Genomic DNA, 24639 nt, shown 5'->3' with positions numbered 1-24639 from the left:
TAGCGGTTGCCGGCACAGACGCATATAAGTAAGCTTACACTTACTAATTTCCGCAACTATGCGGCGCTGGCGATCGATCTCGCCCCGGGCGCCGTCGTGTTTTCCGGCGACAATGGTGCCGGCAAAACCAACCTGCTCGAAGCGATTTCCTTTCTGACGCCCGGGCGTGGCCTGCGCCGTGCCCCTTACGCCGATGTCGCGCGCGAAGGCGGCGACGGCGGCTTTGCGCTGCATGCCCGGCTCGACGGGCCCGACGGCCAGGTCGAGATCGGCACGGGCATTTCGGTTGGCGAAGGCGAGGGTGGCAGGCGGGTTCGCATCAACGGCGCGACCGCCCGATCGGCCGAAGACATGCTGGAATGGCTGCGCGTGGTGTGGCTGACGCCGGCCATGGATGCGCTGTTCACCGGCCCGGCCGCGGATCGCCGGCGCTTTCTCGACCGGCTGGTGCTGGCGATCGATCCCGGCCACGGCCAGCGTGCGCTCGACTACGAAAAGGCGATGCGGAGCCGTAATCGCCTACTTACGGACGGATCTCGGGATGATCGCTGGTTCGAGGCGATCGAGACGCAGATGGCCGAAACGGGCGTCGCTATTGCGGCGGCGCGCGCCGAACTGGTGCGCTTGCTCGCCGCCATGATCGACAGGCTGCCCGACACAGGGCCTTTCCCTCAGGCCGACATCAGCCTTTCAGGCGATCTGGAAGCCGAGGTTTCCAGCGCGCCGGCGGTCGATGTCGAGGAGCGGTTCCGCCGGGCGCTCGCCGGCGGACGTGATCGCGATCGTGCCGCGGGACGAACGCTGGAAGGCCCGCACCGTTCCGATCTTCTGGTGCGGCACCGGCCCAAGGCGATGCCGGCCGAGCTCTGTTCGACCGGCGAGCAGAAGGCCTTGCTGGTCGGCATCGTGCTCTCGCACGCACGGCTAACCGGCGAGATGTCCGGCATGACGCCGATTCTGCTGCTGGATGAGATCGCAGCACACCTCGACGGCGGGCGGCGGGCGGCACTGTTCTCGATCCTCGAGGAGTTGAACTGCCAGGCCTTCATGACGGGAACCGATGCCGCGCTGTTTTCCAGCCTCAAGGGGCGCGCACAGTTCCTGACGGTCGACCATGGCACGGTTGGGCCAACCGAAGACGCCTGACAAGGTTTTTCGGCCGCTGTATTGTCCTGACATGACCACCACGCTCACCGCCGACGAGATCGAACGCTATGCCCGCCACATCGTGCTGCCGGAGGTCGGCGGTGCGGGCCAACAGAAGCTCAAGCAGGCGCGCGTATTGGTGATAGGCGCCGGCGGGCTGGGCGCGCCGGTGCTCGAATACCTTGCGGCGGCCGGCGTCGGCACGCTCGGCATTGTCGACGACGACACCGTGTCGCTCTCCAATTTGCAGCGTCAGGTCATCCACGACACCGATACGGTCGGCAAGCTGAAAACCGACAGCGCCAGGGCGGCAATCGCCCGCATCAATCCCAACACCGCGGTCGAGACGCACACGTTCAGGCTGAGCGCGGACAACGCCCCTGCCCTCGTTGCCCGATATGACATAGTGGTCGACGGTTCCGACAATTTCGAGACCCGTTATACGGTGGCCGACGCCTGTGCGAGCGCGCGTAAACCCCTGGTGCATGCCGCCGTTGGCCGCTTCGACGGCTCGGTGACGGTGCTGAAGCCTTTCGGGGTCGGCAAGGATGGCAAGCCTAACCCGGGCTATCGCGATCTCTTTCCCGAAGCGCCACCGCCAGGCCTGGTGCCCTCCTGCGCCGAGGCCGGGGTGCTTGGTGCGCTGACCGGCGTCGTCGGCACGCTGCAGGCGATGGAGGCCATCAAGCTGATCACCGGCATTGGCGAGCCGCTGGTCGGCCGGCTGCTGCTCTACGATGCGCTCGCCGCGCGCTTTGAGACGATCCGCTACGGCAGACGCTGATCTTGGAGCGGACCATGCCCCTGACAATCGACCGCATTCCGGCCGATTTCGGCCGCTGGGACGAGGTGCTTGCCTTGATCATGCATGCCTTCGCCTTCATGGACGGCGTCATCGACCCGCCGTCCTCGGCTCACCTGCTCACCGTCGATACACTGCGCGACAAGGCCTTGCGCGAGACCGGTTTCGTGGCTCTCGATGACGACAGGATCGTCGGCTGCGTCTTTGCCCAGGAAAGGGCTGACGATCTTTATGTCGGCAAGCTCGCCGTCGCCCCGGACTGCCAGAGGCGAGGCATTGGCCGGCGGCTGATGCAGGCGGTCGAACGTCTCGCGCTCGACCGCGGCAAGGCGGCGCTGGAGTTGCAGACGCGTATCGAACTCACCGCCAATCACGCCGCCTTTGCCCGCCTCGGCTTTCACGAGACCGGGCGGACGGCGCATGAGGGCTACGCCAGGCCGACCTCTATCACCATGCGCAAGGCTCTTTCGTAAGCCTTGGCTTGCATTTGAAGAACGAACCAGGAGCGCGCCGCCGCGATACCGTCAGGTTCTGAGCGGCAGCACACGGTCCGGCGGGCGGTGACCGTCAACGAAGGCGCGGATGTTGATGATGACCTTCTCGCCCATGTCGATGCGGCCCTCGAGCGTCGCCGAACCCATATGCGGCAAAAGCACGACCTTGTGCCGGGCGGCGAGCTTGAGCAGCTTGGCATTGAGCGCCGGCTCATGCTCGTAGACGTCGAGGCCGGCGCCGGCGATCTTGCCGTCCTGAATCAGCTTGACCAGCGCTTCCTCGTCGATGATGTCGCCACGCGCGGTGTTGACGACATAGGCCGTGGGCTGCAGCAGCGCCAGGCGCCGTGCCGACAAAAGATGGAAGGTCGCGGGCGTCGACGGACAATTGACGGAGATGATGTCCATGCGGGCCAGCATCTGGTCGAGGCTCTCCCAATAGGTCGCCTCCAGCCCGTCCTCGACCGCCGGCAAGACGCGATGGCGGTTGTGATAGTGGATGGAAAGGCCGAAAGCCTTGGCCCGGCGCGCGACGGCCGTGCCGATGCGGCCCATGCCGACAATGCCCAGCCGCTTGCCCCAGATGCGCCGGCCAAGCATCCAGGTCGGCGACCAGCCGGCCCATTTCTTGTCGCCGGTGAGCACATTGGCGCCCTCCGCGAGCCGGCGCGGCACCGCCAGCATCAGCGCCATGGTCATGTCGGCGGTATCTTCGGTCAGCACATTGGGCGTGTTGGTGACGGTGATGCCCCTCTTGGCGGCCGCAGCCACGTCGATCTTGTCGACGCCGTTGCCGAAATTGGCGATCAGCTTGAGGTTGTCGCCGGCCTGGGCGATCAGCGCCGCGTCAATCTGGTCGGTCACCGTCGGCACCAGCACGTCGGCTTCCTTGACCGCGGCGACCAGCTCCGGCTGCGTCATCGGCCTGTCCTCGACATTCAGCCTGGCGTCGAACAGCTCGCGCATGCGGGTCTCGACCGGGTCGGGCAGCTTTCGCGTGATGACCACGAGAGGCTTCTTTTTGCCTACCATTGTTTCCCTCGTTGAGACCTCTTTAACCAAGACCGGCGAAACTGAAAGCCGGTCGCGGTAGCCGATTTACCCATGTAACAAGCGGTGCCGCCGAAGACAAAGAAAAAGGGGCGCCAAGGCCACCAGGCCGGCGCCGAAAGGAACGAAAGTGTCTGGTTTCGCGTCGCTTCGCCTGGCCCTCAGCGCAGCATTTCTCGGCGCTCTCCTCTATCCCCCACTTGCCGCGGGGCAGAGCGCGGCCGCGCCCGCCCAGAGCGCCGTCACGCTCGGGCCGAGCGGCCTGCCGCTGCCGCGATTCGTCAGCCTGAAGTCCGGCCGCGTCAATTCGCGCGTCGGCCCCGGCGCCAACTACTCGGTCGACTGGATGTATATGAAGGCCGGCCTGCCGATGGAGGTCGTCCAGGAATTCGACACGTGGCGCCGCGTGCGCGATGCGGATGGCTCGGAGGGCTGGATCAATCAGTCGCTGCTGTCAGGCCGGCGCACGGCGATCATCGCGCCCTGGCAGCGCGGCAAGGGCGCCCAGATCAACCTTATGAAAAGCCCCGACAAGGATGCCCGTGTGGTGGCGATCGTCGAGCCGGGCGTCATGGGCACGATTAAGTCCTGCGACGGCCAGTGGTGCGAAATGACGCTCGACGGCCACACCGGCTGGCTCGCCCAGGCGGCGGTCTGGGGCGCCTATCCCGGCGAGCGGGTCAAGGACTGAGGCCGTCCCGCTTGCGCCCGATGGGGCCAAGGTGGGTGTCCTGAAAACCGGTTGACAGTTTCAGGCCGTAGCCCAGTGCACGGTCGATGGCGATGTGGGCGATCCAGATCAGTGCGACCGCGCTCGCGACCGCATGACCGGACAGGGACCCGACGAGCAGCAGCAGCACCGGTACGATGAGGATGTGCAAGGCGTTGTAGGCGATGGCGCCGATGCGCGGCCCGCCGAGATAGCCGAACATTGACAGGTCCGGCGCCAGGATGAGCAATCCGAAGAGCCACCAGGAAACGCCTGACCAAGCGTAGAAGACGATCGCAACGGCCGCCACGACAGCCCATTCGAGCCGGATTATCAGCTCGAGGGGTCTCATCCCGGACAGATTATTCTGGCCGGACAGATCATTCCCGGCCGGGCCGATCGTTCTGGCCTCACCGGTCATTCCTGGCGCTTGGGGCGCAGCCTCACCACGATGTCGACATTGGCGATTTCCATGCCCTCGGGCGGATCCGGCAGGTTGGTGACCGTCACCGGACCATTGGCGATGTCGAAAATCCGGTTTTCGCCTTCGATGTAGAAATGATGGTGGTCGGAGGTGTTGGTGTCGAAATAGGTCTTGGCGCCCTCGACGGCGAGGATGCGCAGCAGACCCGCCTGGGTGAACTGGTGGAGCGCGTTGTAGACCGTGGCCAGCGACACCGGCACGCCGGCGGCCAGCGCCTCCTCGTGCAGTTCCTCGGCCGAGAGATGGCGATCGCCCTTGGCGAAAAGCAGGTCGGCCAGCGCAATGCGCTGCCGCGTCGGCCTCAGGCCGGCTTCACGTACCCGCTTGTCCACAGCGACATTTTCCTTCCGGCAGCCCCGGTCCATCTGGTCTTCCAAGCCAACAGTCCCGCTTCAAGACACGCCCAGAATGGCAAAAAAATGAATGTCTGCCGAAACCGGACCCCTGTTGACATATATTCTGTCGTCCGAATGCGATCAATAGCGCGCATTGACCCGAGCAGACTGGCGGGTTAAGCGCAAACGCCGGTTTCCGGCCTGAAACAGATTGTGTTAGGACACCAACGACAAGGGCGCGCTACCGCCCGGACGATATGGGGACGAGATTGATGGCGGGTAAATCCAGCTACGACTACGAAGAATTGCTGGCCTGCGCCCGCGGCGAGCTGTTCGGAGAGGGCAATGCCCAGCTGCCCTACCCGCCGATGCTGATGTTCGATCGTATCACCGAGATCAGCGAGACCGGCGGTGCCTTCGACAAGGGCTTCATCCGTGCGGAGTTCGACATCAAACCGGACCTGTGGTTCTTCGCCTGCCATTTCATCGGCAATCCGATCATGCCAGGATGCCTCGGCCTGGACGCCTTGTGGCAGTTGACCGGCTTCTATCTTGGCTGGCTCGGCGAACCCGGCAAGGGAATGGCGCTGTCGACCGGTGAGGTCAAGTTCAAGGGCATGGTCACGCCATCGGTCAAGAAGGTCGAGTATGGCGTGGATTTCAAGCGTGTCATGCGCGGCCGGTTGGTGCTGGGCATCGCCGATGGCTGGATGAAGGCGGATGGCGAGCCCATATATGCGGCGACGGACCTGAAGGTCGGTCTGTCCAAGCAGTCGGCGGTCGCTTGACCGCACCCTTGGCCGACCCACTGGCCAGCATCCCTGGAAGGAGTTGCGAATGAGACGTGTCGTAGTCACAGGCCTCGGCATCGTGTCGTCGATCGGCAACAATGCCAACGAGGTGCAGACCTCGCTGCATGACGCCAGATCCGGCATCAGCTTTTCCGATTCCTTTGCCGAGCACGGCTTCCGCTGCCAGGTCTGGGGCGCACCGACACTCGACCCCTCGGCCATGATCGATCGCCGCGCGATGCGCTTCCTGAGCCAAGGTGCTGCCTGGAACCACGTCGCCATGGACCAGGCGATCGCTGATGCGGGCCTCGGCGAAAGCGACATCACCAATGAGCGCACCGGCATCGTCATGGGCTCGGGCGGCCCCTCCACCCGCACCATCGTCGAGGCGGCCGAAACCACGCTGAAGAACGGCAGCCCCAAGCGCATCGGCCCCTTCGCGGTGCCGAAGGCGATGTCGTCGACCGCGTCGGCAACGCTGGCCACCTGGTTCAAAATCCACGGCGTCAACTATTCGATCTCGTCGGCCTGCTCGACCTCGGCGCATTGCATCGGCAATGGCTACGAGCTAATCCAATGGGGCAAGCAGGACATGGTCTTTGCCGGCGGCCACGAGGATCTCGACTGGACGATGTCGGACCTGTTCGACGCCATGGGCGCCATGTCGTCCAAGTTCAATGACAGGGCCTCGGCCGCGTCCCGCGCCTATGACGTCAATCGCGACGGCTTCGTCATCGCCGGCGGCGCCGGCGTGCTGGTGCTTGAGGAGCTTGAGCATGCCAAGGCGCGCGGCGCCAAGATCTACGCCGAGATCGTCGGCTACGGCGCGACCTCGGACGGCTACGACATGGTGGCACCCTCTGGCGAAGGCGCGGTCCGCTGCATGCGCCAGGCGCTGGCGACGGTCTCCACGCCCGTCGACTACATCAACACCCACGGCACCTCGACGCCGGTGGGAGATTCCAAGGAAATGGGCGCGATCCGCGAAGTCTTCGGCGAAAAGATGCCGTTCATCACCTCGACGAAGTCGCTGACCGGCCATTCGCTGGGCGCGGCCGGCGTTCAGGAGTCCATCTATTCGATCCTGATGATGCAAGGCGGCTTCATCGGCGAAAGCGCCCATATCGAAACCCTCGACCCCGAATTCGAGGGCATGCCGATCGTGCGCAAGCGCATCGACAACGCCAAGATCGACACCGTCCTGTCAAATTCCTTCGGTTTCGGTGGCACCAACGCAACGCTCGTTTTCCAGCGCTATTCCGCATAAGGCCAGCGGTTTTCTAAGGGGATTGCCTGCCATGGACGGATTGATGAAGGGCAAGCGCGGGCTTGTCATGGGTGTTGCCAACGATCATTCGATCGCCTGGGGCATCGCCAAGAAATTGTCCGAACATGGGGCGGAGCTCGCCTTCACCTACCAGGGCGAGGCCTTCGGCCGCCGGGTCAAGCCGCTCGCCGACAAGCTCGGCGCCTCACTGGTCGTTCCCTGCGATGTCGAGGACAGCGCTTCGGTCGCCGCCACGTTCGAAACGCTCGGCAAGGAATGGGGCGGACTGGACTTCGTCGTCCACGCCATCGGCTTTTCCGACAAGAATGAGTTGAAGGGGCTCTACGCCGACACCAGCCGGGACAATTTCGTCCGCACCATGGTGATTTCCTGCTACTCCTTCACCGAAGTGGCCCGCAACGCGGCGGCACTGATGACCGAAGGCGGCTCGATGATCACGCTGACCTATGCCGGTTCGGTCCGCGTCATGCCGAACTACAATGTCATGGGCGTCGCCAAGGCCGGCCTCGAGGCCAGCGTGCGCTACCTTGCCAACGACTACGGTCCGCGTGGCATCCGGGTGAACGGCATCTCGGCGGGCCCGGTGCGCACGCTCGCTGGCGCCGGCATTTCGGACGCCCGTCACATGTTCTCCTACCAGCAGCGCAACTCGCCGTTGCGCCGCACGGTGACCATAGATGAGGTCGGCGGCTCCGCGCTTTATTTGCTGTCCGACCTCGCATCGGGCGTCACCGGCGAAATCCACTATGTCGATTCCGGCTATCACATCGTCTCGATGCCGACGCTCGACGAGTTGAAGCAGACGGATGGCTAACTGGCCGTTAAGAATCAAGGCGCCAAGCTATGGGCAACCGTTTTGGAAAAATGGCTCTTTTCCAGTAAAGAAAATAATCTTCTCCAGTAAAATTGGATACATTCGCGGAAACTCATTTTAAGTAGATTTCCGCTATAGAGTCCCGCAATCTGGGGACCTTTGAATGACTGCCGTCAGCAACCCGAAGCGAACACCGGTGTTCCGACTGCTCACGATAGCGAGTTCGGGCATTGGCAGTTTTGTCCTCGGCATCTGGGGCTTGAAGCACGGCCTCGGCGACGGGTTTGCCGGCATATCGATGGACATGATGGTCGCGATCATGGCTGCGCTCTGCGCGCTGGCGGCGTCGGTGGCGGCCATGTCGTTCTTCGCCGGCGTCGATGAATTGGCCGATTTCGTCTTCAACGAAACCCATTTCGACAAGCTGACCGGACTGCTGGCGCGCCCGGCGATGGTCGGCAAGATCGCCGAGGCGGCATGCGCGACAAGCCGGACCGGAGAACCGGTGTTCCTGATCGACATCGACATCGACCGGTTCAAGCAGATCAACGACGCGATCGGCTATACGCAGGGCGACGAGTTGATCCGCGCCTTCACCAAGCGGCTGCAGGCCTGCGTGCCCGCACGCGCCCTGGTCGGGCGTATCGGCGCCGGCGAGTTCGCGGTGCTGCTTGCGGATCATCAGATCCAGGGAACGATGGAAAGCATGGTCGAAAGGCTCATCGACGAAATGATGGAGCCCTATGAGCTGAGCACCCATCAGCAGTCGGTGAGCCTGTCAGTGGGTATCGTGGCCATGCCCAAGGATGGCGTCGATCCGGTCCTTATCCTGCGCCGCTCCAACCTGGCGCTGCAGAATGCGCGCGCTGGCGGGGTCGGCAACTGGTCGGTGTTCGACAGCGAGATGGGGCGTGTCGCCGATCATCGTCAATGGGTCGAATCCGAACTGCACACCGCTTTCGAGCGCGGAGACTTCGACCTCCACTATCAGCCGCAGCTCGACCTGCCGACCGGCCGCATCATCGGCTACGAGGCGCTGATCCGCTGGAACCATCCCGAACGTGGCATGATCCCGCCCATGGAGTTCATCCAAATCGCCGAGGAAACCGGGATGATCAACCCGATCGGCGAATGGGTTCTGCGCAAGGCCTGCAGCGACGCCCGCCATCTGCCGGACGACTGTTTCGTCGCCGTCAACATCTCGCCGGTTCAGTTCATGACCAAGGACTTCGTCGGCATCGTGCGCGACACCATGCGGGCCACCGGCATCAAGCCGTCGCGGCTTGAGCTGGAAGTCACCGAGACGGCGATGATGCAGGACCGCGACCGCGCGGCCGCCATCCTGAAAGAGCTTGCCGAAATGGGCATCTCGGTTGCCGTCGACGATTTCGGCACCGGCTATTCCAACCTCAGCTACCTCATCGACTTCTCATTCGGCAAGCTAAAGATCGACCGTTCCTTCGTCAGCCGCATCGATACCGATTCCAGCTCCGGCGCTGTCGTCTCGACCATCGTCGGGCTTTCGCGCGCGCTCGGCGTCAGCATCATCGCCGAAGGCGTCGAGACCGAGAGCCAGGCGACGCTGTTGCGGGCCGCCGGCTGCGAGGTGGTGCAGGGTTACCTGTTCGGCCGTCCGGCGCCACTCAAGTTCAGGCTTGGCGACGAGCACGCCACCGACGAGGTCCGGCGCGTCGCCAACCTGCACTAGGCAAGTCAGCGCCGGGCGGAAAACACCTTGAACATGCCATCGCGGGCAAGCTCCGCGTGACTGGCAAAGGCAGCCGACAGCACGGGCTCGTAGGGAAGCTGGCGGTTGGCGACCATGAACAGCCTGCCACCGGGCTTCAACGCCTTGGCCGCCGCGCGGATCATGCCGGCACCGATCTCCGGCTCGGCCGCACGGCTGCGGTGGAAGGGCGGGTTCATGGCGATGACGTCATACCGGCGCTCGACAGGCTCGGCGAGCAGATCCGTCCACAAGAAGCCCTGCGCCACTGTGTTGGCGAGGTTGCCCTTGGCCGCCTCCAGCGCATCGAAATCGGCCTCATAGAGATCGAGGCCCGACAGGCCTGACGAGCGGGCAGCCATCTCAGCCGCGACATACCCCCAGCCGGCGCAGAAATCGGCCGCATTGCCGCGCAGGTCACCGGGCAAATTGTCGACCAGCAGTTTCGAACCCGCATCGACGCGATCGAAAGAGAACATACCGGGTGCGGTGTGGAACCGCTCCTCGATCAGCAAAGCGCGATTGGCGGCGCGTAGCGTGGCTGCGGCCTGCATATCCACCGGGCGGCGCAGCCAGAAGGCGATGCCGTGATATTTCGGCATATGGCCGTCGAGCGGCACGAGCTCGTCGACGCGCTTGCGCAGGCTGGCAATGCCGTCGTCCTTGCCGCCGGCGACGACGACAAGTCCGCCTGGCGCCACGCGCTCGAGGGCCTCGGCGACACGCAGTTCGTTCTGGCCGCGGTGACGGCCCGCGAGCACCAGCGCGGCATTAAACCCGTCCCCCTCGGTTTGCGGCGTGACGGCAAAGCCGGCCGCCTGCAATGCACGGAAATATGGCCGGAAGCCCTGCACGAGATGCAGCGTGGCCTCGAAACCCGACGGCACGCGCAGGCCGGGCTCGGCGCCGAGGAAGAGGATGCGTTCGCCCTTTCGCGGCAAGGAGAGAGCCTCGGCCTCGAACGGATGGAAAAGCGTCTTCAGCGCTTCAGCGACCATAGAAGTGCTCCCAGAGTCTTACGCAATTCCCAAGGGAAAGCGCCTCATACTTTCCTGAAACTGCTCCAAACGAAAACGGGCGCGACATAAGCCGCGCCCGCTTCGATTTTTCTGTCAGAGCACTCAGGCGGCGTCTTCTTCGCCTTCGGCCTTCTTGTCGCGCACGATTTCCTTGCCTGTGGCCTGGTCGACGACCTTCATGGACAGGCGGACCTTGCCGCGTTCGTCGAAGCCCATCAGCTTGACCCAGACCTTGTCGCCTTCCTTGACGACGTCCGAGGTCTTGGCGACCCGCTCATTGGCGAGCTGCGAGATGTGGACGAGGCCGTCACGCGGACCGAAGAAGTTGACGAAGGCGCCGAAGTCGGCGGTCTTGACGACCGTGCCTTCGTAGATCTCGCCGACTTCCGGCTCGGCGACGATGGTGTGGATCCACTTCTTCGCCGCCTCGATCTCCTTGGCGTTCGAGGAAGCGATCTTCACCGTGCCGTCGTCCTCGATGTTGATCTTAGCGCCGGTCTTCTCGACGATCTCGCGGATGACCTTGCCGCCCGAACCGATGACGTCGCGGATCTTGTCGGTCGGGATATGCATGACCTCGATGCGCGGCGCGAACTCGCCGAGTTCGGGGCGGGCGCCGGTCAGGGCATGCGCCATTTCGCCGAGGATATGCTGGCGGCCGTCCTTGGCCTGATCCAGCGCGATCTTCATGATCTCCTCGGTGATGCCCTCGATCTTGATGTCCATCTGCAGCGAGGTGATGCCGTTGGCGGTGCCGGCGACCTTGAAGTCCATGTCGCCGAGGTGATCCTCGTCGCCCAGGATGTCGGAGAGCACGGCAAAGCGCTCGCCTTCCTTGATCAGGCCCATGGCGATGCCGGCAACCGGCTTCGCCAGCGGCACGCCGGCATCCATCAGCGCCAGCGAGGTGCCGCAGACGGTGGCCATCGAGGACGAGCCGTTGGACTCGGTGATCTCCGAGACGACGCGCAGCGTGTAGGGGAACTGGTCAGCGCTCGGCAGCATCGGCCGGATGGCGCGCCAGGCGAGCTTGCCGTGGCCGATTTCGCGGCGGCCCGGCGAACCCATGCGGCCGGTCTCACCGACGGAATAGGGAGGGAAGTTGTAATGAAGGAGGAACTTCTCCTTGTACATGCCGGTCAGCGAATCGACATACTGCTCGTCTTCGCCGGTACCGAGCGTGGCAACGACCAGCGCCTGGGTCTCGCCGCGGGTAAACAATGCCGAACCATGGGTGCGCGGCAGGACGCCGACTTCCGAAACGATCTTGCGGACCGTCTTCAGGTCGCGGCCATCGATGCGCGAGCCGGTGTCGAGGATGTTCCAGCGCACGACCTTGGCCTGCAGTTCCTTGAACACCGAGCCGATCTGCTCGGAGGTGTACTTGGCCTCTTCGCCTTCGGCCGGAGCAAAGGCTGCCTTGACCTTCGCCTTGACGGCGTCGACGGCGGCATAGCGCTGCTGCTTGTCGGTGATCTTGTAGGCATTGCTGAGCTCGTCGCCGACGATCTTCAGCATCTCGCCTTCGAGCGCGGAATAGTCCGGCGCGGTGAAGTCGCGCGGCTCCTTGGCGGCGACTTCGGCCAGCTTGATGATGGCGTCGATGACCGGCTGGAAGCCTTTGTGGCCGAACATGACAGCGCCGAGCATCAGCTCTTCGCCAAGTTCCTTGGCTTCCGACTCAACCATCAGCACGGCGTCGGCGGTGCCGGCGACGACGAGGTCGAGCTTGGATTCCTGCATTTCGTCGATGTGCGGGTTCAGGACGTATTCGCCGTTGATGTAGCCGACGCGCGCGCCGCCGACCGGGCCCATAAAGGGAACGCCCGACAGGGTCAGGGCGGCCGAGGTGGCGACGATCGACAGGATGTCCGGATCATTTTCGAGGTCGTGCTGGACGACGGTGACGACGATCTGCGTGTCGTTCTTGTAGCCGTCGGCGAAGAGCGGACGGATCGGGCGGTCGATGAGGCGCGAAACCAGCGTTTCCTTTTCGCTCGGACGGCCTTCCCGCTTGAAATAGCCGCCCGGGATCTTGCCGGCGGCATAGGTCTTTTCCTGGTAGTTGACGGTCAGCGGAAAGAAATCGAGGCCGGGCTTGGGCTCCTTCATCGAAACGACGGTGGCCAGAACCTTGGTCTCGCCGTAGGTGGCGAGCACGGCGCCGTCAGCCTGACGGGCGATCTTGCCGGTTTCGAGGATGAGCGGGCGACCGCCCCATTCGATTTCCACTTTGTGCTGATTGAACATGTCTTGTCCTTTGTATGAGGAAGGGCCGCGCCGTTTCAGCGTGCGCGGGTGCCCTTTCCCCTGGCTTCCTTTCTCGGGCAGCCACGGGCAAGACAACGGGAGGCTCGGGTCTGTCGGCACGGTGGCCATACGAGCGTCCTGCAATCCTGCCCCATGACCGTCCATGGGTGGCTCCGAGTGGCCCTCTGCGCGCTCGAAGCCGGATATGGCCAATCGATCGACCGGCCCGCGCACGACCCCGGTTTACGGAACACGTCATGCGCAATTCAGCTTTTCGGAGCGTCCGTCCGGCATCCCGATGGGGTGCGCGGCGCTCCAGTCCTGCATTCGAGATCGGATTGGCCCCGGTGCTCGAATGCGCGACCGGCGGACTCCTTGAGGGAGCCCGCCGGTCAATTCGTCAACGGCGCAGACCGAGCTTCTCGATCAGTGTCTGATAGCGCGCGTCGTCCTTGCGCTTGAGGTAATCAAGCAGGCTGCGGCGCTGGGACACGAGAGCGAGCAGACCACGGCGGGAATGGTTATCCTTCTTGTGGTCCTTGAAATGGTCGGTCAAGTTCTTGATGCGCTCGGAAAGGATGGCCACCTGGACTTCCGGAGAACCGGTATCGCCCTTGGCGGTCGCGAATTCACCCATCAATTCCTTCTTGCGCTCGGCAGTAATCGACATCGTGTTTTTCCTTATCTGTTTGAGGAAACGGGTCGCCCTCAGCCGGGATGTCGTCCAGCAGGGGCCGGTGCAGGCAAAGCGTCGTGGCGCTATGCTGCGGCGCGTATAGTGCAATTCCCGGCAAAACACCAGCCCAATTCACCAAGCCGGCTTTTCAGCCCCAAATGCCAAGTTTTATCGCCGTCAGAGCCATTTCTTCCATTTGAAGAAGGCAATCAAGCCGACCGCGACAAGCAGCATGAAGACGAGTGCCGCCGGATAACCATAGTAAGACCGCAGCTCCGGCATGTTCCATGGCGAGGTATCGGGACTGAAATTCATGCCCCAGACGCCGACCAGGAAGGTGAGCGGCATAAAGATGACCGAGACGATGGTGAGATAGCTGATGACGTCGTTGGTGCGCGCCTGGCTCAGCGACAGGTGCATCTCGATCAGCCCGGTCAGCATGTCGCGCTGGGTCTCGACCAGTTCGATCAGCCTGAGTGAGTGGTCGAGCGTGTCATTGAGGAAGACCTTGGTCTCGGCTCTGACATAGGGCACGTCGTTGCGGATCAGCGTCGCCAGCGCATCGCGCATCGGCCACAGCACGCCCTTCAGCACATTGGCGTCGCGCCGCAATTCGTGCAGCTGCCGCATCTGATGCTTGTGCGTGGAATGCAGCATCTCATCCTCGATGCCGTCGACCAGGTCGCCGGCCGCCTCGATCGGCGGGAAATAGCTGTCGACGATGGCGTCGATCAGCGCGTAGGCCAGATAGTCGGCGCCGCGTGTGCGCAAGCGGTTGGGCGCCGAACTCTCGATGCGCTTGCGCACCGGGTCGAACGGATCGCCCTCACGCTCTTGGAAAGTGACGACGAAGTTCTCGCCGACGAAGAGGGCGATCTGTTCGTAGCGATGGGCTGTGACATCGTCGATCATGCGCACGACGACGAAGGCATGGTCCTCGAAGAAGTCGACCTTGGGCCGCTGGCCGGTGTTGACGACATCCTCCAGCGCCAGCGGATGCAGGCTGAAGATGCGGCCGATCTCCTCGATCAGCGGGATGTTGGCGAGGCCGGTGCAGTCGAGCCAGATCACCGGCCATTTGTGGCAATTGGCCTCGACATCGTCGATGCTGGCATTGTCGATAGTCTTGAACTTCTGCGGCGAGATCAGGGTCAGCCGCAATTCGGAGCGTCGCGCCGCCGGATCGGCGATCAGCGTGCCCGGCGAAGCGCCGACGGGCGGCCGCCGCGTCTTCACCGGCGCCCGCTTCTTCACCGCATCGGCCTTTGCCATCTGCCCCTCGATCGTAGAATCGACGTGAAGTTAGACGAGAGCCGTCACCCGGCAAAGACCCGCTTGGGCTTGAACATGCCTTGTTCGATCGCGCCGATGGCCACCAGCTTGCCGCGAGCCGTCGCACAGGCTTCCTCGGCCTCGACAGGCGCATCGCGGCCGCGAATGATGACCGGATTGCCGAGGCGGATCTTGGTCGCCGCATCGTCGCTGATGGCGATCTGCGGCAGGCAGTCGAGAGCCGCCGACGTGTCGACCAGAAGCGCGTCGATCGCGCTGAAGTCTACCGGCACGTCAATCGCATCGGCGTCGTCGGCAGGCTCCGGCTTGTCCTCGCCTTGCGCACCGAAACGGGCCGCTTCCAGTTCGGCGATGGTGACGAAATCCTCGGATGTGAACGGCTCGACCTCGACTCGGCGCAAATCGCTGATATGGCCGAAGCAGCCAAGGTCGCGGCCCATGTCACGGGCCAGCGAGCGCACATAGGTGCCCTTGCCGCATTCGACCTCGAAAACGGTGTGGTCCGCGTGGTGTTCGATGACGTCGAGGCGGCCGATCTCGATCTCGCGCGCGGGGATGTCGACAGTCTCGCCTTCGCGGGCGAGGTCGTAGGCGCGTTCGCCTGCGATCTTGATGGCCGAGAATTGCGGCGGCGTCTGCATGATGACGCCGGTGTATTTCGGCAGCAGCGCCTTGACCTCTACTTCCGCCGGACGGAGGTCTGAACTCTTCGTCACCGGCCCTTCAAGATCATCGGTCGAGCGCTCCTGCCCCCAGGCGACGGTGAAGCGGTAAATCTTGGCGCCGTCCTGCACGTAGGGAACGGTCTTGGTGGCCTCACCGAGCGCGATCGGCAGCATGCCGGAAGCCAGCGGATCGAGCGTGCCGGCATGGCCGGCCTTTTCCGCCTGGAACAGCCATTTGATCTTCGACACGGCCTCGGTCGAGCCCATGCCTACCGGCTTGTCCAGCACCACCCAGCCGGAGACCGGCCGGCCCTTCTTCTTGCCGCGGCGCCCCATTATTCGCTGTCCCTGTCGTCTTTAGCCCTGTCGTCTTTGGCCCTGTCGTCTTTGGTCTTGTCGTCGTCCGCATCGAGATCGCGTGCCACTTCAGGCGACTTCAGCAGATCATTGATCCTGGCGAAATTGTCGAAGGAAGTGTCGAGCTTGAAGCGGAACTCCGGCATGAACTTCATCTGCCGCAGAGCGCCGGAGACACGGCCACGGACGAATTTCGCATGCTTGTTCAACGCCTCGACAACAGCGTCGGTGTCCTTGGCGCCAAGCGGCGAAACGAAGGCGGTGGCAACCCTCAGGTCAGGCGACATGCGCACTTCCGAGACCGACACAACGGTATTTTCGATCAGCGGATCGATGATCTCGCCGCGCTGCAACGTTTCGGAGAGCGCGTGGCGCACCTGTTCGGCAACGCGCAGCATACGCTGGGACGGGCTGGATGTGGTTGGACGGGGCATTTTTTCTCAATCCTGAAAGCGTGAGGCACGGGATGGGACCGTGCCGCATGTCTCACATGTCAACGCATCAGCCCGAAATCGAATTCGGTTTCGAAAAGCACGATGCGCAATTTCACAATAAACTCCGGGCGGCGGTCTTTCGACCACCGCCCGGCATGGACAAGTCACGCGAACTCAGAGCGTCCGGGTCACCATCTCGACGCGGAAGCACTCGATGACGTCGCCGACGCGCATGTCCTCGTAGTTCTGGAAGGCCATGCCGCACTCCTGGCCGCCGGGGACTTCCGAAACCTCGTCCTTGAAGCGCTTGAGCGTCTTCAGCGTGCCTTCGTGGATGACGACGTTGTCGCGGATCAGGCGCACGCCCGCGCCACGCTCGACCTTGCCTTCGGTGACACGGCAGCCGGCGATCTTGCCGACCTTGGTGATGTCGAAGATCTCGAGGATCTCGGCATTGCCGATGAAGGTCTCGCGACGCTCCGGCGACAGCAGGCCCGACAAAGCCGCTTTCACATCATCCACGAGGTTGTAGATGATCGAGTAGTAGCGGATTTCGATGCCCGCGGCGGCTGCCGCGGCACGTGCCTGTACGTTGGCACGGACGTTGAAGCCGATGATTGCCGCACCAGACGTTTCCGCCAGCGAGACGTCGCTTTCGGTGATGGCGCCGGCTCCGGCATGGACGATGCGCGCACGCACCTCGTCGGTGCCGAGCTTGTCCAACGCGGCGTTGATCGCCTCGATCGAGCCCTGCACGTCGCCCTTGATGACCAACGGGAATTCCTTCAACCCGCTCGTCTGCAACTGCGACATCATCTGTTCGAGCGAGCCGCGCTGGCCGGCATGCTTGGCCACCGCCTTCTCACGCGCCAGGCGCTGGCGATACTCGGTGATCTCGCGGGCGCGGGCCTCATTGTTGACCACGGCGAAGCGGTCGCCGGCCAACGGAGTACCCTGAAGGCCGAGCACCTCGACCGGCATCGCCGGCGGCGCTTCCTTGATCTGCTCGCCGCGATCGTTGACCAAAGCGCGTACGCGGCCCCATTCGTTGCCGGCGACGAGGATGTCGCCCGGCATCAAGGTGCCGGTCTGCACCAGCACGGTGGCGACGGGGCCACGGCCCTTGTCGAGCTGCGCTTCGATGACGACACCCTCGGCGGTACGGTCCGGATTGGCCTTCAGGTCGAGGATTTCGGCTTGCAGCAGGATCGCCTCGAGCAGCTTGTCGAGATTGGTGCCCTTGGTCGCCGACACTTCGACGTCAAGCACTTCACCGCCCATCGATTCGACGAAGACCTCATGGCGCAGCAGTTCGGAGCGCACCTTCTGCGGATCGGCGTCATGCTTATCGATCTTGTTGATGGCCACGATGATCGGAACGCCGGCCGCCTTGGCATGACTGATCGATTCGATCGTCTGCGGCATCACGCTGTCGTCGGCCGCCACCACCAGGATAGCGATGTCGGTGGCCTGGGCGCCGCGAGCACGCATCGCCGTGAAGGCGGCGTGGCCGGGCGTATCGATGAAGGTGATCTTCTGACCGTTCTTCTCGACCTGATAGGCCCCGATATGCTGGGTGATGCCGCCGGCCTCGCCGGAGACGACATTGGCGTTGCGGATGGCATCGAGCAGCGAGGTCTTGCCGTGGTCGACGTGGCCCATGATGGTCACGACCGGCGGACGCGGCACCAGATCCTCGGCGTTGTCGGCGATGTTGAACAGGCCTTCCTCGATGTCGGATTCGGCAACGCGGCGGACCGTGTGGCCGAATTCGGTGGCGACCAACTCGGCCGTGTCGGCGTCGATGACGTCGCCCGGCTTCAGGATCTGGCCCTGCTTCATGAAGAACTTGACGACATCGACCGCACGTTCGGACATGCGCTGCGCCAGTTCCTGGATGGTGATGGTCTCGGGCAGGATCACTTCGCGCATGACTTTCTCGCGCGGCTCATTGTGCATCGCGCGCTTGAACTTCTCCTGGCGGCGACGCATCGACGACAGCGAACGGGCCCGCGCATCCTCATCGGAAAGCGCGGAATTCAGAGTCAGCTTGCCACGGCGACGGTCTTCCTCGCCCTTGGTCGGCTTGGCCGGACGCGCCACTTCGGGCGTGACCAGGCGACGCACCGGGGCGCCGACGCCAGCCCGCTTCGGCTTGACCTCTTCCTCTTCGTCGGCCGTTGCCAGCTCCGCGGCCAGCGGCGCGCGGCGGCGGGCCTCTTCCTCGGCGCGGCGGCGCGATTCGGCCTCGGCCTGCAGCCGTGCCTCTTCCTCGGCCTGGCGGCGCGCGGATTCCTCGCGCTCGCGCTTGCGGCGCTCTTCGTCCTCGGCCCGGCGCTTGGCTTCCTCGGCGGCGCGCTGACGGTCTTCGACCTCGCGGACCTTGGACCCTTCCAGCGCTCTGCGGCGGGCTTCCATTTCGCTGCGCGACAGTTCGTTCAGCACCATGCCGCTGCGCTCGACCGGAGCCGGCGGGGGAGGCGGAGGCGCAGCCTTCGGCGCTTCCTGCACGACAGCGGCCGCGGCGACGGGCGGCTTCGGCGTGAAGACGGGCACAGGGGCAGCGGCAACCGGCTCCGGCTTGTCGCCGGGCAGGGAGAATTTGCGCTTCTTGGTCTCGACCACGACCGACTTGGTACGGCCATGCGAGAAGTTCTGGCGCACGGTGCCCTGTTCCATGCCGGGGCGCTTCAGCGTCAAGGTCTTCTTAGGTGTAACACTCAACGTCTTGTCGTCGCCCGATTTCGTATCGCTCATTCCATATCCTCTGCGGCCTCATCTTCGTCAGCAACGGCCGCAAGCATTGCCAGATCGTCCGGGGTACCGCCCCGATACCGGTCGAGCGCAACCATGCGCTTCTGGACCGCCTTACCCGCGTCTCCCGCGAGAACGGCAGCATGTATCACATTTGTACCCCCCAATGCCAAGCTCAACTCGGCCTCGGAGAAAAGTTTGTAGGCAAGTATGGAAGGGCCGCCAATATGGACGGTCGCCCGCCGCGCCTGGCTGATCTTGCGTACGCCATCGTCCGATGCTTCGGTCGCGTGGAGCACGAAAAGCGCCAGCCCGCCGCGCACGGCACTCTCAACCTTGGTGGCGCCAAGAGAAATCGCGCCTGCCTTGCGGGCGAGACCCAGCATGCCCAGAGCGGATCTGGAAAGCAGCCCATCGACCATGCCGCCAAGATCCGGCGGCACAACCACCTGTGCCTTGAAGGCGCGGGCAAAAAGGTTCTTGGCCGCCGCCTTCTCGATATGTAGGCGGTCGGCGCTCACCCAGCAACCGCGGCCGGGCAGATTTCTCTTGAGATCGGGAACGACGGCCGAATCCGGACCGACGACGAACCGGATCAGTTCATCCGGTTCGGCCTGCTTGCGGGTAACGATGCAGGTGCGATCGTTCATCTCGTCCAAGGGCGGGTTGTGTGCGATGCGGTTTCACCTCACGCACCAACGGCTTCGTCAGCCGATGCTTCTTCGGCCGCAAGCTCGTCTTCGGAAATCCAGCCGGCCTTGAGACGGGCATTGAGCACCATCTGTTCGGCATCGGCGCGCGAAACACCGTGATTGGCCAGCACGCCCGGATAGACCTTGGTCTCGCCGTCCTTGCGTTCCTTCCAACCGGTCAGGTCGTCGGCGGCATAGCCGGCGAAATCCTCGATCGTCTTCACGCCATCCTCGCCGAGCGTCACCATCATGGCGGTGGTGATGCCGGGAATTTCGCGCAGTTCGTCCTTGACGCCCAGCGCCTTGCGCTTCTCGTCATGCTCGGCCTCGATCTTTTCGAGGTACTCGCGGGCACGGGTCTGGATTTCGGAAGCGGTGTCGTCGTCGAAGCCGTCGATCGAGGCGATTTCGCCGGCGTCGACATAGGCGACTTCCTCGACGCTGGTGAAGCCTTCGGAGGCCAGCACCTGGCCGACCATCTCGTCGACATCGAGGGCTTCCATGAACAGCGCCGAGCGCTCGACGAATTCCTTCTGGCGGCGCTCGGATTCCTCGGCTTCCGTCAGGATGTCGATATCCCAGCCGGTGAGCTGCGAGGCGAGACGCACGTTCTGGCCGCGACGGCCGATGGCCAGCGACAGCTGATCGTCGGGAACCACCACCTCGATGCGCTCGGCGTCCTCGTCGAGCACGACCTTGGCGACTTCCGCCGGCTGCAGCGCGTTGACGATGAAGGAGGCGGCCGAGGGCGACCACGGAATGATGTCGATCTTCTCGCCCTGCAATTCGCCGACGACGGCCTGGACGCGGCTGCCGCGCATACCGACGCAGGCGCCGACCGGATCGATCGAACTGTCACGCGAGATGACGGCGATCTTGGCGCGCGAGCCCGGGTCACGGGCGACCGACTTGATCTCGATGATGCCGTCATAGATTTCCGGCACTTCCATGGTGAACAGCTTGGCCATGAACTGCGGATGCGTACGCGACAGGAAGATCTGCGGGCCGCGCTGCTCGCGGCGCACGTCGTAGACATAGGCGCGGACGCGGTCGCCATATTTGTAGTTTTCGCGCGGAATCAGCTCATCGCGGCGGATGATCGCCTCGCCACGGCCGAGATCGACGATGACATTGCCATATTCGACACGCTTGACGGTGCCGTTGACGATCTCGCCGATGCGGTCCTTGTATTCGTCATACTGGCGGTCGCGCTCGGCCTCGCGCACTTTCTGGACGATGACCTGCTTGGCCGACTGCGCGGCGATGCGGCCGAAATCCATTGGCGGCAGCTGTTCGGCGATGAAGTCGCCGAGCTGCGCGTCGGGATTGCGCTCGCGAGCCGAGGAAATGGCGATCTGGGTGGCGTAGTCGTCGACCTTTTCGACCACTTCCATCAGCCGCTGCAGCTTCATCTCGCCGGTGTTCGGGTTGATGTCGGCGCGGATGTTGGTCTCCTGGCCGTAACGCGAACGCGCCGCCTTCTGGATCGCATCGGCCATGGCGGCGATGACGATCGACTTGTCGATCGACTTTTCACGCGCGACCGCATCGGCAATCTGCAGCAGTTCAAGTCTGTTGGCGCTTACTACCATGTTTTTTCTCCCGAGCCTGTTTGCCGGACCTTTGGGGCCGGCAGCTCAATCAACTTTCCTGTTCGTGTTCTTCCGTGGCGTCCGTCTCAGCACCCTCGGGCACGTCGTCATCCGGTTCGCCGCGGCGTTTCTTGGCTTCCTTGCGCGCCCTGTTGTCCTTCGACAACGCATCGCGAATGAGGTCGTCGGTCAGGATCAGCCGGGTTTCGGCAATGGCGTCGTAAGGCACGCGCACTGTCGGTTCCTCGCCATAGGCCGCCTTGTCGCGCTCGATCAGCACGTCGTTCTCACCGGCCTCGGCGATCTTGCCCTTGAATTGCTTGCGATCCGCGACGATGACCGATGTTTCCATCTTTACCAGATGACCGGTCCAGGTCACGAAATCCGATTTGCGCACCAACGGCCGGTCGATGCCGGGCGAAGAGACTTCGAGATGATAGGCCTTTTCGATCGGATCATCGACATCGAGCGCCGGTGACACCGCGCGGCTGACCTCTTCGCAATCCTCGACGGTCATGGTGCCGTCCTCGCGTTCGGCCATGATCTGCAGCGTCAGCCCGTTCTGGCCGGACAGATGCACCCGCACGAGGCGAAAGCCGATGCCGCGCAGCACCGGCTGGACGATCAGCGCAATGCGCGCATCAATGCCGCTTTCGCGGATGATGCGGTCGTCACCTTCGCTTGCCGTTGCAGTCATCAAGTACCTGTCGTTTCGAACCTATCGGCAGGTAATAAAAAAGAGCGGGACCGGGTGGACCCACTCTTCGTCATACCGACCAAGAATTTGACGCTGATATAAACGAACATGGCCGGTGTTTCAAGCCCGCCGTGCCGAACCGGCAAAAGGGTCGACAGCGTCAGCATTGCTCCAGGCGCATGGCCACCATGCGCCAATCCCCCTGTGACATCCGGAGGGGCGCTCTTATTTATTAGCCACGACACGAACAGAAGCGGCGCGCGGTGGCGCGCGAAAGGACAAGATCATGAGCAATCGCAGACTATTTTCCGCCCTGGGCGACCTCTTCACCGCATTTGGCGGCGCGGTTGCCGCGTCGCGCGCCGTGGAAGCCGGCCGCAAGCCGCGCGCCGACGACTTGCGCAAGCTCGGCATGGATCCGGCCATCTTCAACAGAATCGGCCGTTTCTGAAAATCTGGCGAGGGGGCGCGCGCCTATTTCCTGACAAAGGTCAGATAGGCAGGCCGCCGGCCTTCGCGAACGGCCTTCGCCTCGTAACGCGTGCCAGGCCAGCCCTCATAGGGACGATGCCAGTCGGCGGCTTCGGCCGCCTGCCATGCGAAGGCGCCATGCGCCCGGCAATGCAGCAAGGTCCAGTTTACATAGGTATCGATATCGGACGCGAAGCGGAATTTTGAGCCCGGTTTCAAGACGCGCGCGAAACGCTCGAGATTGACCGGACTGACGAAACGCCGCTTCCAGTGCTTCTTCTTCGGCCATGGATCGGGATAGAGAAGATCGATGCCGTCGAGCGAGGCCGGCGGCAGCCAGTCGAGCAGCCGGGTGGCGTCATCGTCATGGACCCGCAAATTGGCCAGCGGCCTTGCCCGCACCGCCATCATCATCTTGGCCATGCCGTTGACGAAGGGCTCGACGCCGATGAAGCCCGTTGTCGGCGCCTCGATGGCGCGGTGCAGAAGATGCTCGCCGCCGCCAAAGCCGATCTCGAGCCGGACGGCCGAAACTTCAGTTTCAAACAGAGTGCGCAGATCCGACGGCGCATCAGCCGTCAGATCGAGCCGATAGGCATCAAGCCCGCTTTCCAGGGCCGCCGCCTGCTGCGGACGGACGGGCTTGCCGCGTCGACGACCGAAAAAGGCTTCGGTCGTACGGCTTGGCCTGTCTTGCGGGCTCATCTGGCGGTGCTGGGTCTGTCGCAGCTTCAGGCCGCGACAGCATCCTTGAGCGCCTTGGCGAGATCGGTCTTTTCCCAGGAAAAAGATCCGTCGCGGCCGGCCTTGCGGCCGAAATGGCCGTAGGACGACGTCTTGGCATAGATCGGCTTGTTAAGGTCGAGGTGACGGCGGATGCCCGACGGCGACAGGTCCATCACGGTGCGCAGCGCGTCCTCGAGCTTTGCCTCGTCGACCTTGCCGGTGCCGTGCAGGTCGACATAGACCGACAGAGGCTGGGCGACGCCGATGGCGTAGGAAAGCTGGATGGTGCAACGGTCGGCAAGCTTCGCCGCCACGACATTCTTGGCCAGATAGCGCGCCGCATAGGCTGCCGACCGGTCGACCTTGGTGGTGTCCTTGCCCGAGAAGGCGCCGCCGCCATGTGGTGCCGCGCCGCCATAAGTGTCGACGATGATCTTGCGGCCGGTGAGGCCAGCGTCACCGTCCGGGCCGCCGATGACGAACTTGCCGGTCGGATTGATATACCACATGCAATCGTCGGCGATCTTGAGATCACCAAGCGCCTCGCGGATGTAGGGTTCGACAACCTTGCGGACCTTCTTGGAGTCCCATGTCGCGTCGAGATGCTGGGTCGACAGCACGATCTGGGTTGCCTCGGCGGCCTTGCCGTCGACGTAGCGGACGGTGACCTGACTCTTGGCGTCCGGGCCGAGCTTGCCGGCCTCGCCGTTGTTTTGGTGGCGGGCGGCGGCCAGCAGTTCGAGGATCTTGTGGCTGTAGTAGATCGGCGCCGGCATCAGGTCCGGCGTCTCGCGGCAGGCATAGCCGAACATGATGCCCTGATCGCCCGCACCTTCCTCGCCCTGGCGGTCGGCGGCGTTGTCGACGCCCTGGCCGATGTCTGGCGACTGGCCATGCAGGAGAACCTCGATCTTGGCCGTCTTCCAGTGGAAGCCGGCCTGCTCGTAGCCGATCTCGCGGATCGCCTTGCGGGCGACTGATTTGAATTTTGCCGGATTCACCACCGGGTGGCCCGCGGCGTCCTTGAGGATGTTGCCAGCCTTGTCCTTTTTCAGCAGCGTCTCGGGGACGCGCACTTCGCCGGCGATGACGACGCGGTTGGTGGTGGCGAGCGTCTCGCAGGCGACACGGACCTTCCATGGGTCCATGCCGGTCTTCTTGGCCTCACGGTAGACCAGATCGACAATCTCGTCGGAGATCCGGTCGCAGACTTTGTCGGGATGGCCCTCGGCAACGGATTCCGAGGTAAAGAAGTAGTTCTGCCGCGTCACGGGTGTCCCCTCTTGAAAAACGATCGGCAGGCTGCCGATTTTGGCGCGCCACGTGTTAGCGGGGCAAAGCGCCGCTCGTCAAGCGTTGCCGCCATTCTGGCAC

At 63.6% G+C, this 24639-nt stretch carries 24 protein-coding genes; 9 read left to right on the top strand and 15 right to left on the bottom strand.

The window, feature by feature from the left end; translation table 11 throughout:
* Window positions 1–6 precede the first annotated feature (6 nt).
* Genes recF through ACLGL5_RS10570 form a run of 3 tightly spaced genes read left to right on the top strand, consistent with a single transcriptional unit; the run spans window position 7 to window position 2421 of the window.
* Window positions 7–1146, top strand: coding sequence for a DNA replication/repair protein RecF (gene recF / locus ACLGL5_RS10580; RefSeq protein WP_038652060.1), 1140 nt, complete (start codon window positions 7–9; stop codon window positions 1144–1146).
* 31 nt (window positions 1147–1177) lie between these two features.
* The gene (locus ACLGL5_RS10575) at window positions 1178–1930 is read left to right on the top strand and encodes a molybdopterin-synthase adenylyltransferase MoeB (protein WP_019863087.1); all 753 of its coding nucleotides are present in this window, start codon (window positions 1178–1180) and stop codon (window positions 1928–1930) included.
* A gap of 14 nt (window positions 1931–1944) precedes the next feature.
* On the top strand, window positions 1945–2421 hold the full coding sequence (locus ACLGL5_RS10570; protein ID WP_038653806.1) for a GNAT family N-acetyltransferase: 477 nt from the start codon (window positions 1945–1947) through the stop codon (window positions 2419–2421).
* A gap of 51 nt (window positions 2422–2472) precedes the next feature.
* On the opposite strand, the gene ACLGL5_RS10565 is transcribed toward ACLGL5_RS10570, so the two are convergent.
* On the bottom strand, window positions 2473–3474 hold the full coding sequence (locus ACLGL5_RS10565; protein ID WP_019863085.1) for a 2-hydroxyacid dehydrogenase: 1002 nt from the start codon (window positions 3472–3474) through the stop codon (window positions 2473–2475).
* A 148-nt stretch (window positions 3475–3622) separates the two neighbouring features.
* Between ACLGL5_RS10565 and ACLGL5_RS10560 the strand changes: the two genes are divergently transcribed.
* A complete protein-coding gene (locus ACLGL5_RS10560; RefSeq protein WP_038652052.1) occupies window positions 3623–4183 on the top strand; it encodes an SH3 domain-containing protein in 561 nt (186 codons plus the stop codon).
* On the opposite strand, the gene ACLGL5_RS10555 is transcribed toward ACLGL5_RS10560, so the two are convergent.
* Both ACLGL5_RS10555 and irrA read right to left on the bottom strand, forming a co-directional pair.
* Window positions 4173–4622 carry a DUF4260 domain-containing protein gene (locus tag ACLGL5_RS10555; RefSeq protein ID WP_141700886.1) on the bottom strand — a complete coding sequence of 150 codons (450 nt, stop codon included), beginning with the start codon at window positions 4620–4622 and terminating at the stop codon, window positions 4173–4175. The genes ACLGL5_RS10560 and ACLGL5_RS10555 overlap by 11 nt on opposite strands.
* Window positions 4619–5050 (bottom strand): iron response transcriptional regulator IrrA, encoded by a 432-nt coding sequence (gene irrA / locus ACLGL5_RS10550; protein ID WP_010913333.1) that lies wholly within the window; start codon window positions 5048–5050, stop codon window positions 4619–4621. The genes ACLGL5_RS10555 and irrA overlap by 4 nt, the downstream gene beginning before the upstream one ends.
* 242 nt (window positions 5051–5292) lie before the next feature.
* Here irrA and fabA point away from each other — a divergent pair, with 242 nt between their 5' ends.
* The 4 genes from fabA (at window position 5293) to ACLGL5_RS10530 (ending at window position 9621) form a co-directional block, all read left to right on the top strand.
* Window positions 5293–5808 (top strand): 3-hydroxyacyl-[acyl-carrier-protein] dehydratase FabA, encoded by a 516-nt coding sequence (gene fabA / locus ACLGL5_RS10545; protein ID WP_010913332.1) that lies wholly within the window; start codon window positions 5293–5295, stop codon window positions 5806–5808.
* A 49-nt stretch (window positions 5809–5857) separates the two neighbouring features.
* The gene (gene fabB / locus ACLGL5_RS10540) at window positions 5858–7078 is read left to right on the top strand and encodes a beta-ketoacyl-ACP synthase I (RefSeq protein WP_010913331.1); all 1221 of its coding nucleotides are present in this window, start codon (window positions 5858–5860) and stop codon (window positions 7076–7078) included.
* Window positions 7079–7109: 31 nt separating this feature from the next.
* Window positions 7110–7913: an enoyl-ACP reductase FabI gene (gene fabI, locus ACLGL5_RS10535; protein WP_019863081.1), complete on the top strand. Its 804-nt coding sequence runs from the start codon at window positions 7110–7112 to the stop codon at window positions 7911–7913.
* A gap of 163 nt (window positions 7914–8076) precedes the next feature.
* A complete protein-coding gene (locus ACLGL5_RS10530) occupies window positions 8077–9621 on the top strand; it encodes a putative bifunctional diguanylate cyclase/phosphodiesterase (protein WP_494372901.1) in 1545 nt (514 codons plus the stop codon).
* Window positions 9622–9626: 5 nt separating this feature from the next.
* Here the strand turns inward: ACLGL5_RS10530 and ACLGL5_RS10525 are convergent, their stop codons facing one another.
* The 10 genes from ACLGL5_RS10525 to rimP all read right to left on the bottom strand — a co-directional run bounded on the left by ACLGL5_RS10525 (window position 9627) and on the right by rimP (window position 22068).
* Window positions 9627–10637 (bottom strand): class I SAM-dependent methyltransferase, encoded by a 1011-nt coding sequence (locus ACLGL5_RS10525; RefSeq protein WP_069090939.1) that lies wholly within the window; start codon window positions 10635–10637, stop codon window positions 9627–9629.
* A 123-nt stretch (window positions 10638–10760) separates the two neighbouring features.
* Window positions 10761–12908, bottom strand: a complete 2148-nt coding sequence (gene pnp, locus ACLGL5_RS10520) for a polyribonucleotide nucleotidyltransferase (RefSeq protein ID WP_038652046.1) — start codon at window positions 12906–12908, stop codon at window positions 10761–10763.
* Window positions 12909–13308: 400 nt separating this feature from the next.
* On the bottom strand, window positions 13309–13671 hold the full coding sequence (rpsO, locus tag ACLGL5_RS10515) for a 30S ribosomal protein S15 (RefSeq protein ID WP_372951934.1): 363 nt from the start codon (window positions 13669–13671) through the stop codon (window positions 13309–13311).
* A 90-nt stretch (window positions 13672–13761) separates the two neighbouring features.
* Window positions 13762–14856, bottom strand: a complete 1095-nt coding sequence (corA, locus tag ACLGL5_RS10510; protein ID WP_064984625.1) for a magnesium/cobalt transporter CorA — start codon at window positions 14854–14856, stop codon at window positions 13762–13764.
* A gap of 44 nt (window positions 14857–14900) precedes the next feature.
* A complete protein-coding gene (gene truB / locus ACLGL5_RS10505) occupies window positions 14901–15878 on the bottom strand; it encodes a tRNA pseudouridine(55) synthase TruB (RefSeq protein ID WP_038652041.1) in 978 nt (325 codons plus the stop codon).
* Window positions 15878–16333 carry a 30S ribosome-binding factor RbfA gene (gene rbfA / locus ACLGL5_RS10500; protein ID WP_069090938.1) on the bottom strand — a complete coding sequence of 152 codons (456 nt, stop codon included), beginning with the start codon at window positions 16331–16333 and terminating at the stop codon, window positions 15878–15880. The genes truB and rbfA overlap by 1 nt, the downstream gene beginning before the upstream one ends.
* Window positions 16334–16507: 174 nt before the next feature.
* Window positions 16508–19090 carry a translation initiation factor IF-2 gene (gene infB, locus ACLGL5_RS10495; RefSeq protein WP_069090937.1) on the bottom strand — a complete coding sequence of 861 codons (2583 nt, stop codon included), beginning with the start codon at window positions 19088–19090 and terminating at the stop codon, window positions 16508–16510.
* Window positions 19087–19737, bottom strand: a complete 651-nt coding sequence (locus ACLGL5_RS10490; protein ID WP_019863073.1) for an RNA-binding protein — start codon at window positions 19735–19737, stop codon at window positions 19087–19089. The genes infB and ACLGL5_RS10490 overlap by 4 nt, the downstream gene beginning before the upstream one ends.
* A 38-nt stretch (window positions 19738–19775) precedes the next feature.
* Entirely contained in the window at window positions 19776–21371 is a 1596-nt protein-coding gene (gene nusA / locus ACLGL5_RS10485) for a transcription termination factor NusA (protein WP_010913320.1), read from the bottom strand.
* A 49-nt stretch (window positions 21372–21420) separates the two neighbouring features.
* A complete protein-coding gene (rimP, locus tag ACLGL5_RS10480) occupies window positions 21421–22068 on the bottom strand; it encodes a ribosome maturation factor RimP (protein WP_494372900.1) in 648 nt (215 codons plus the stop codon).
* A 286-nt stretch (window positions 22069–22354) separates the two neighbouring features.
* Here rimP and ACLGL5_RS10475 point away from each other — a divergent pair, with 286 nt between their 5' ends.
* Window positions 22355–22519: a hypothetical protein gene (locus ACLGL5_RS10475; protein ID WP_019863068.1), complete on the top strand. Its 165-nt coding sequence runs from the start codon at window positions 22355–22357 to the stop codon at window positions 22517–22519.
* A gap of 23 nt (window positions 22520–22542) precedes the next feature.
* On the opposite strand, the gene trmB is transcribed toward ACLGL5_RS10475, so the two are convergent.
* Window positions 22543–23244 carry a tRNA (guanine(46)-N(7))-methyltransferase TrmB gene (gene trmB, locus ACLGL5_RS10470; protein WP_069090936.1) on the bottom strand — a complete coding sequence of 234 codons (702 nt, stop codon included), beginning with the start codon at window positions 23242–23244 and terminating at the stop codon, window positions 22543–22545.
* 26 nt (window positions 23245–23270) lie between these two features.
* Window positions 23271–24536, bottom strand: coding sequence for a methionine adenosyltransferase (gene metK / locus ACLGL5_RS10465; RefSeq protein WP_010913316.1), 1266 nt, complete (start codon window positions 24534–24536; stop codon window positions 23271–23273).
* Window positions 24537–24639: the final 103 nt, after the last annotated feature.

The sequence above is a fragment of the Mesorhizobium sp. U510 genome (genome assembly GCF_059180695.1).
The sequence above is the reverse complement of the archived record's forward strand: the minus strand, read 5'-3'. Positions and strand labels throughout refer to the sequence as shown.

Bases quoted from the DNA above. Each gene is read 5' to 3' on its own strand.
- ACLGL5_RS10575 (WP_019863087.1), top strand. From the start codon at position 1,178: ATGACCACCACGCTCACCGCCGACGAGATCGAACGCTATGCCCGCCAC.
- ACLGL5_RS10570 (WP_038653806.1), top strand. From the start codon at position 1,945: ATGCCCCTGACAATCGACCGCATTCCGGCCGATTTCGGCCGCTGGGAC.
- ACLGL5_RS10565 (WP_019863085.1), bottom strand. From the start codon at position 3,474: ATGGTAGGCAAAAAGAAGCCTCTCGTGGTCATCACGCGAAAGCTGCCC.
- ACLGL5_RS10555 (WP_141700886.1), bottom strand. From the start codon at position 4,622: ATGACCGGTGAGGCCAGAACGATCGGCCCGGCCGGGAATGATCTGTCC.
- irrA (WP_010913333.1), bottom strand. From the start codon at position 5,050: ATGGACCGGGGCTGCCGGAAGGAAAATGTCGCTGTGGACAAGCGGGTA.
- fabA (WP_010913332.1), top strand. From the start codon at position 5,293: ATGGCGGGTAAATCCAGCTACGACTACGAAGAATTGCTGGCCTGCGCC.
- fabB (WP_010913331.1), top strand. From the start codon at position 5,858: ATGAGACGTGTCGTAGTCACAGGCCTCGGCATCGTGTCGTCGATCGGC.
- fabI (WP_019863081.1), top strand. From the start codon at position 7,110: ATGGACGGATTGATGAAGGGCAAGCGCGGGCTTGTCATGGGTGTTGCC.
- ACLGL5_RS10530 (WP_494372901.1), top strand. From the start codon at position 8,077: ATGACTGCCGTCAGCAACCCGAAGCGAACACCGGTGTTCCGACTGCTC.
- ACLGL5_RS10525 (WP_069090939.1), bottom strand. From the start codon at position 10,637: ATGGTCGCTGAAGCGCTGAAGACGCTTTTCCATCCGTTCGAGGCCGAG.
- pnp (WP_038652046.1), bottom strand. From the start codon at position 12,908: ATGTTCAATCAGCACAAAGTGGAAATCGAATGGGGCGGTCGCCCGCTC.
- corA (WP_064984625.1), bottom strand. From the start codon at position 14,856: ATGGCAAAGGCCGATGCGGTGAAGAAGCGGGCGCCGGTGAAGACGCGG.
- truB (WP_038652041.1), bottom strand. From the start codon at position 15,878: ATGGGGCGCCGCGGCAAGAAGAAGGGCCGGCCGGTCTCCGGCTGGGTG.
- rbfA (WP_069090938.1), bottom strand. From the start codon at position 16,333: ATGCCCCGTCCAACCACATCCAGCCCGTCCCAGCGTATGCTGCGCGTT.
- infB (WP_069090937.1), bottom strand. From the start codon at position 19,090: ATGAGCGATACGAAATCGGGCGACGACAAGACGTTGAGTGTTACACCT.
- ACLGL5_RS10490 (WP_019863073.1), bottom strand. From the start codon at position 19,737: ATGAACGATCGCACCTGCATCGTTACCCGCAAGCAGGCCGAACCGGAT.
- nusA (WP_010913320.1), bottom strand. From the start codon at position 21,371: ATGGTAGTAAGCGCCAACAGACTTGAACTGCTGCAGATTGCCGATGCG.
- rimP (WP_494372900.1), bottom strand. From the start codon at position 22,068: ATGACTGCAACGGCAAGCGAAGGTGACGACCGCATCATCCGCGAAAGC.
- ACLGL5_RS10475 (WP_019863068.1), top strand. From the start codon at position 22,355: ATGAGCAATCGCAGACTATTTTCCGCCCTGGGCGACCTCTTCACCGCA.
- trmB (WP_069090936.1), bottom strand. From the start codon at position 23,244: ATGAGCCCGCAAGACAGGCCAAGCCGTACGACCGAAGCCTTTTTCGGT.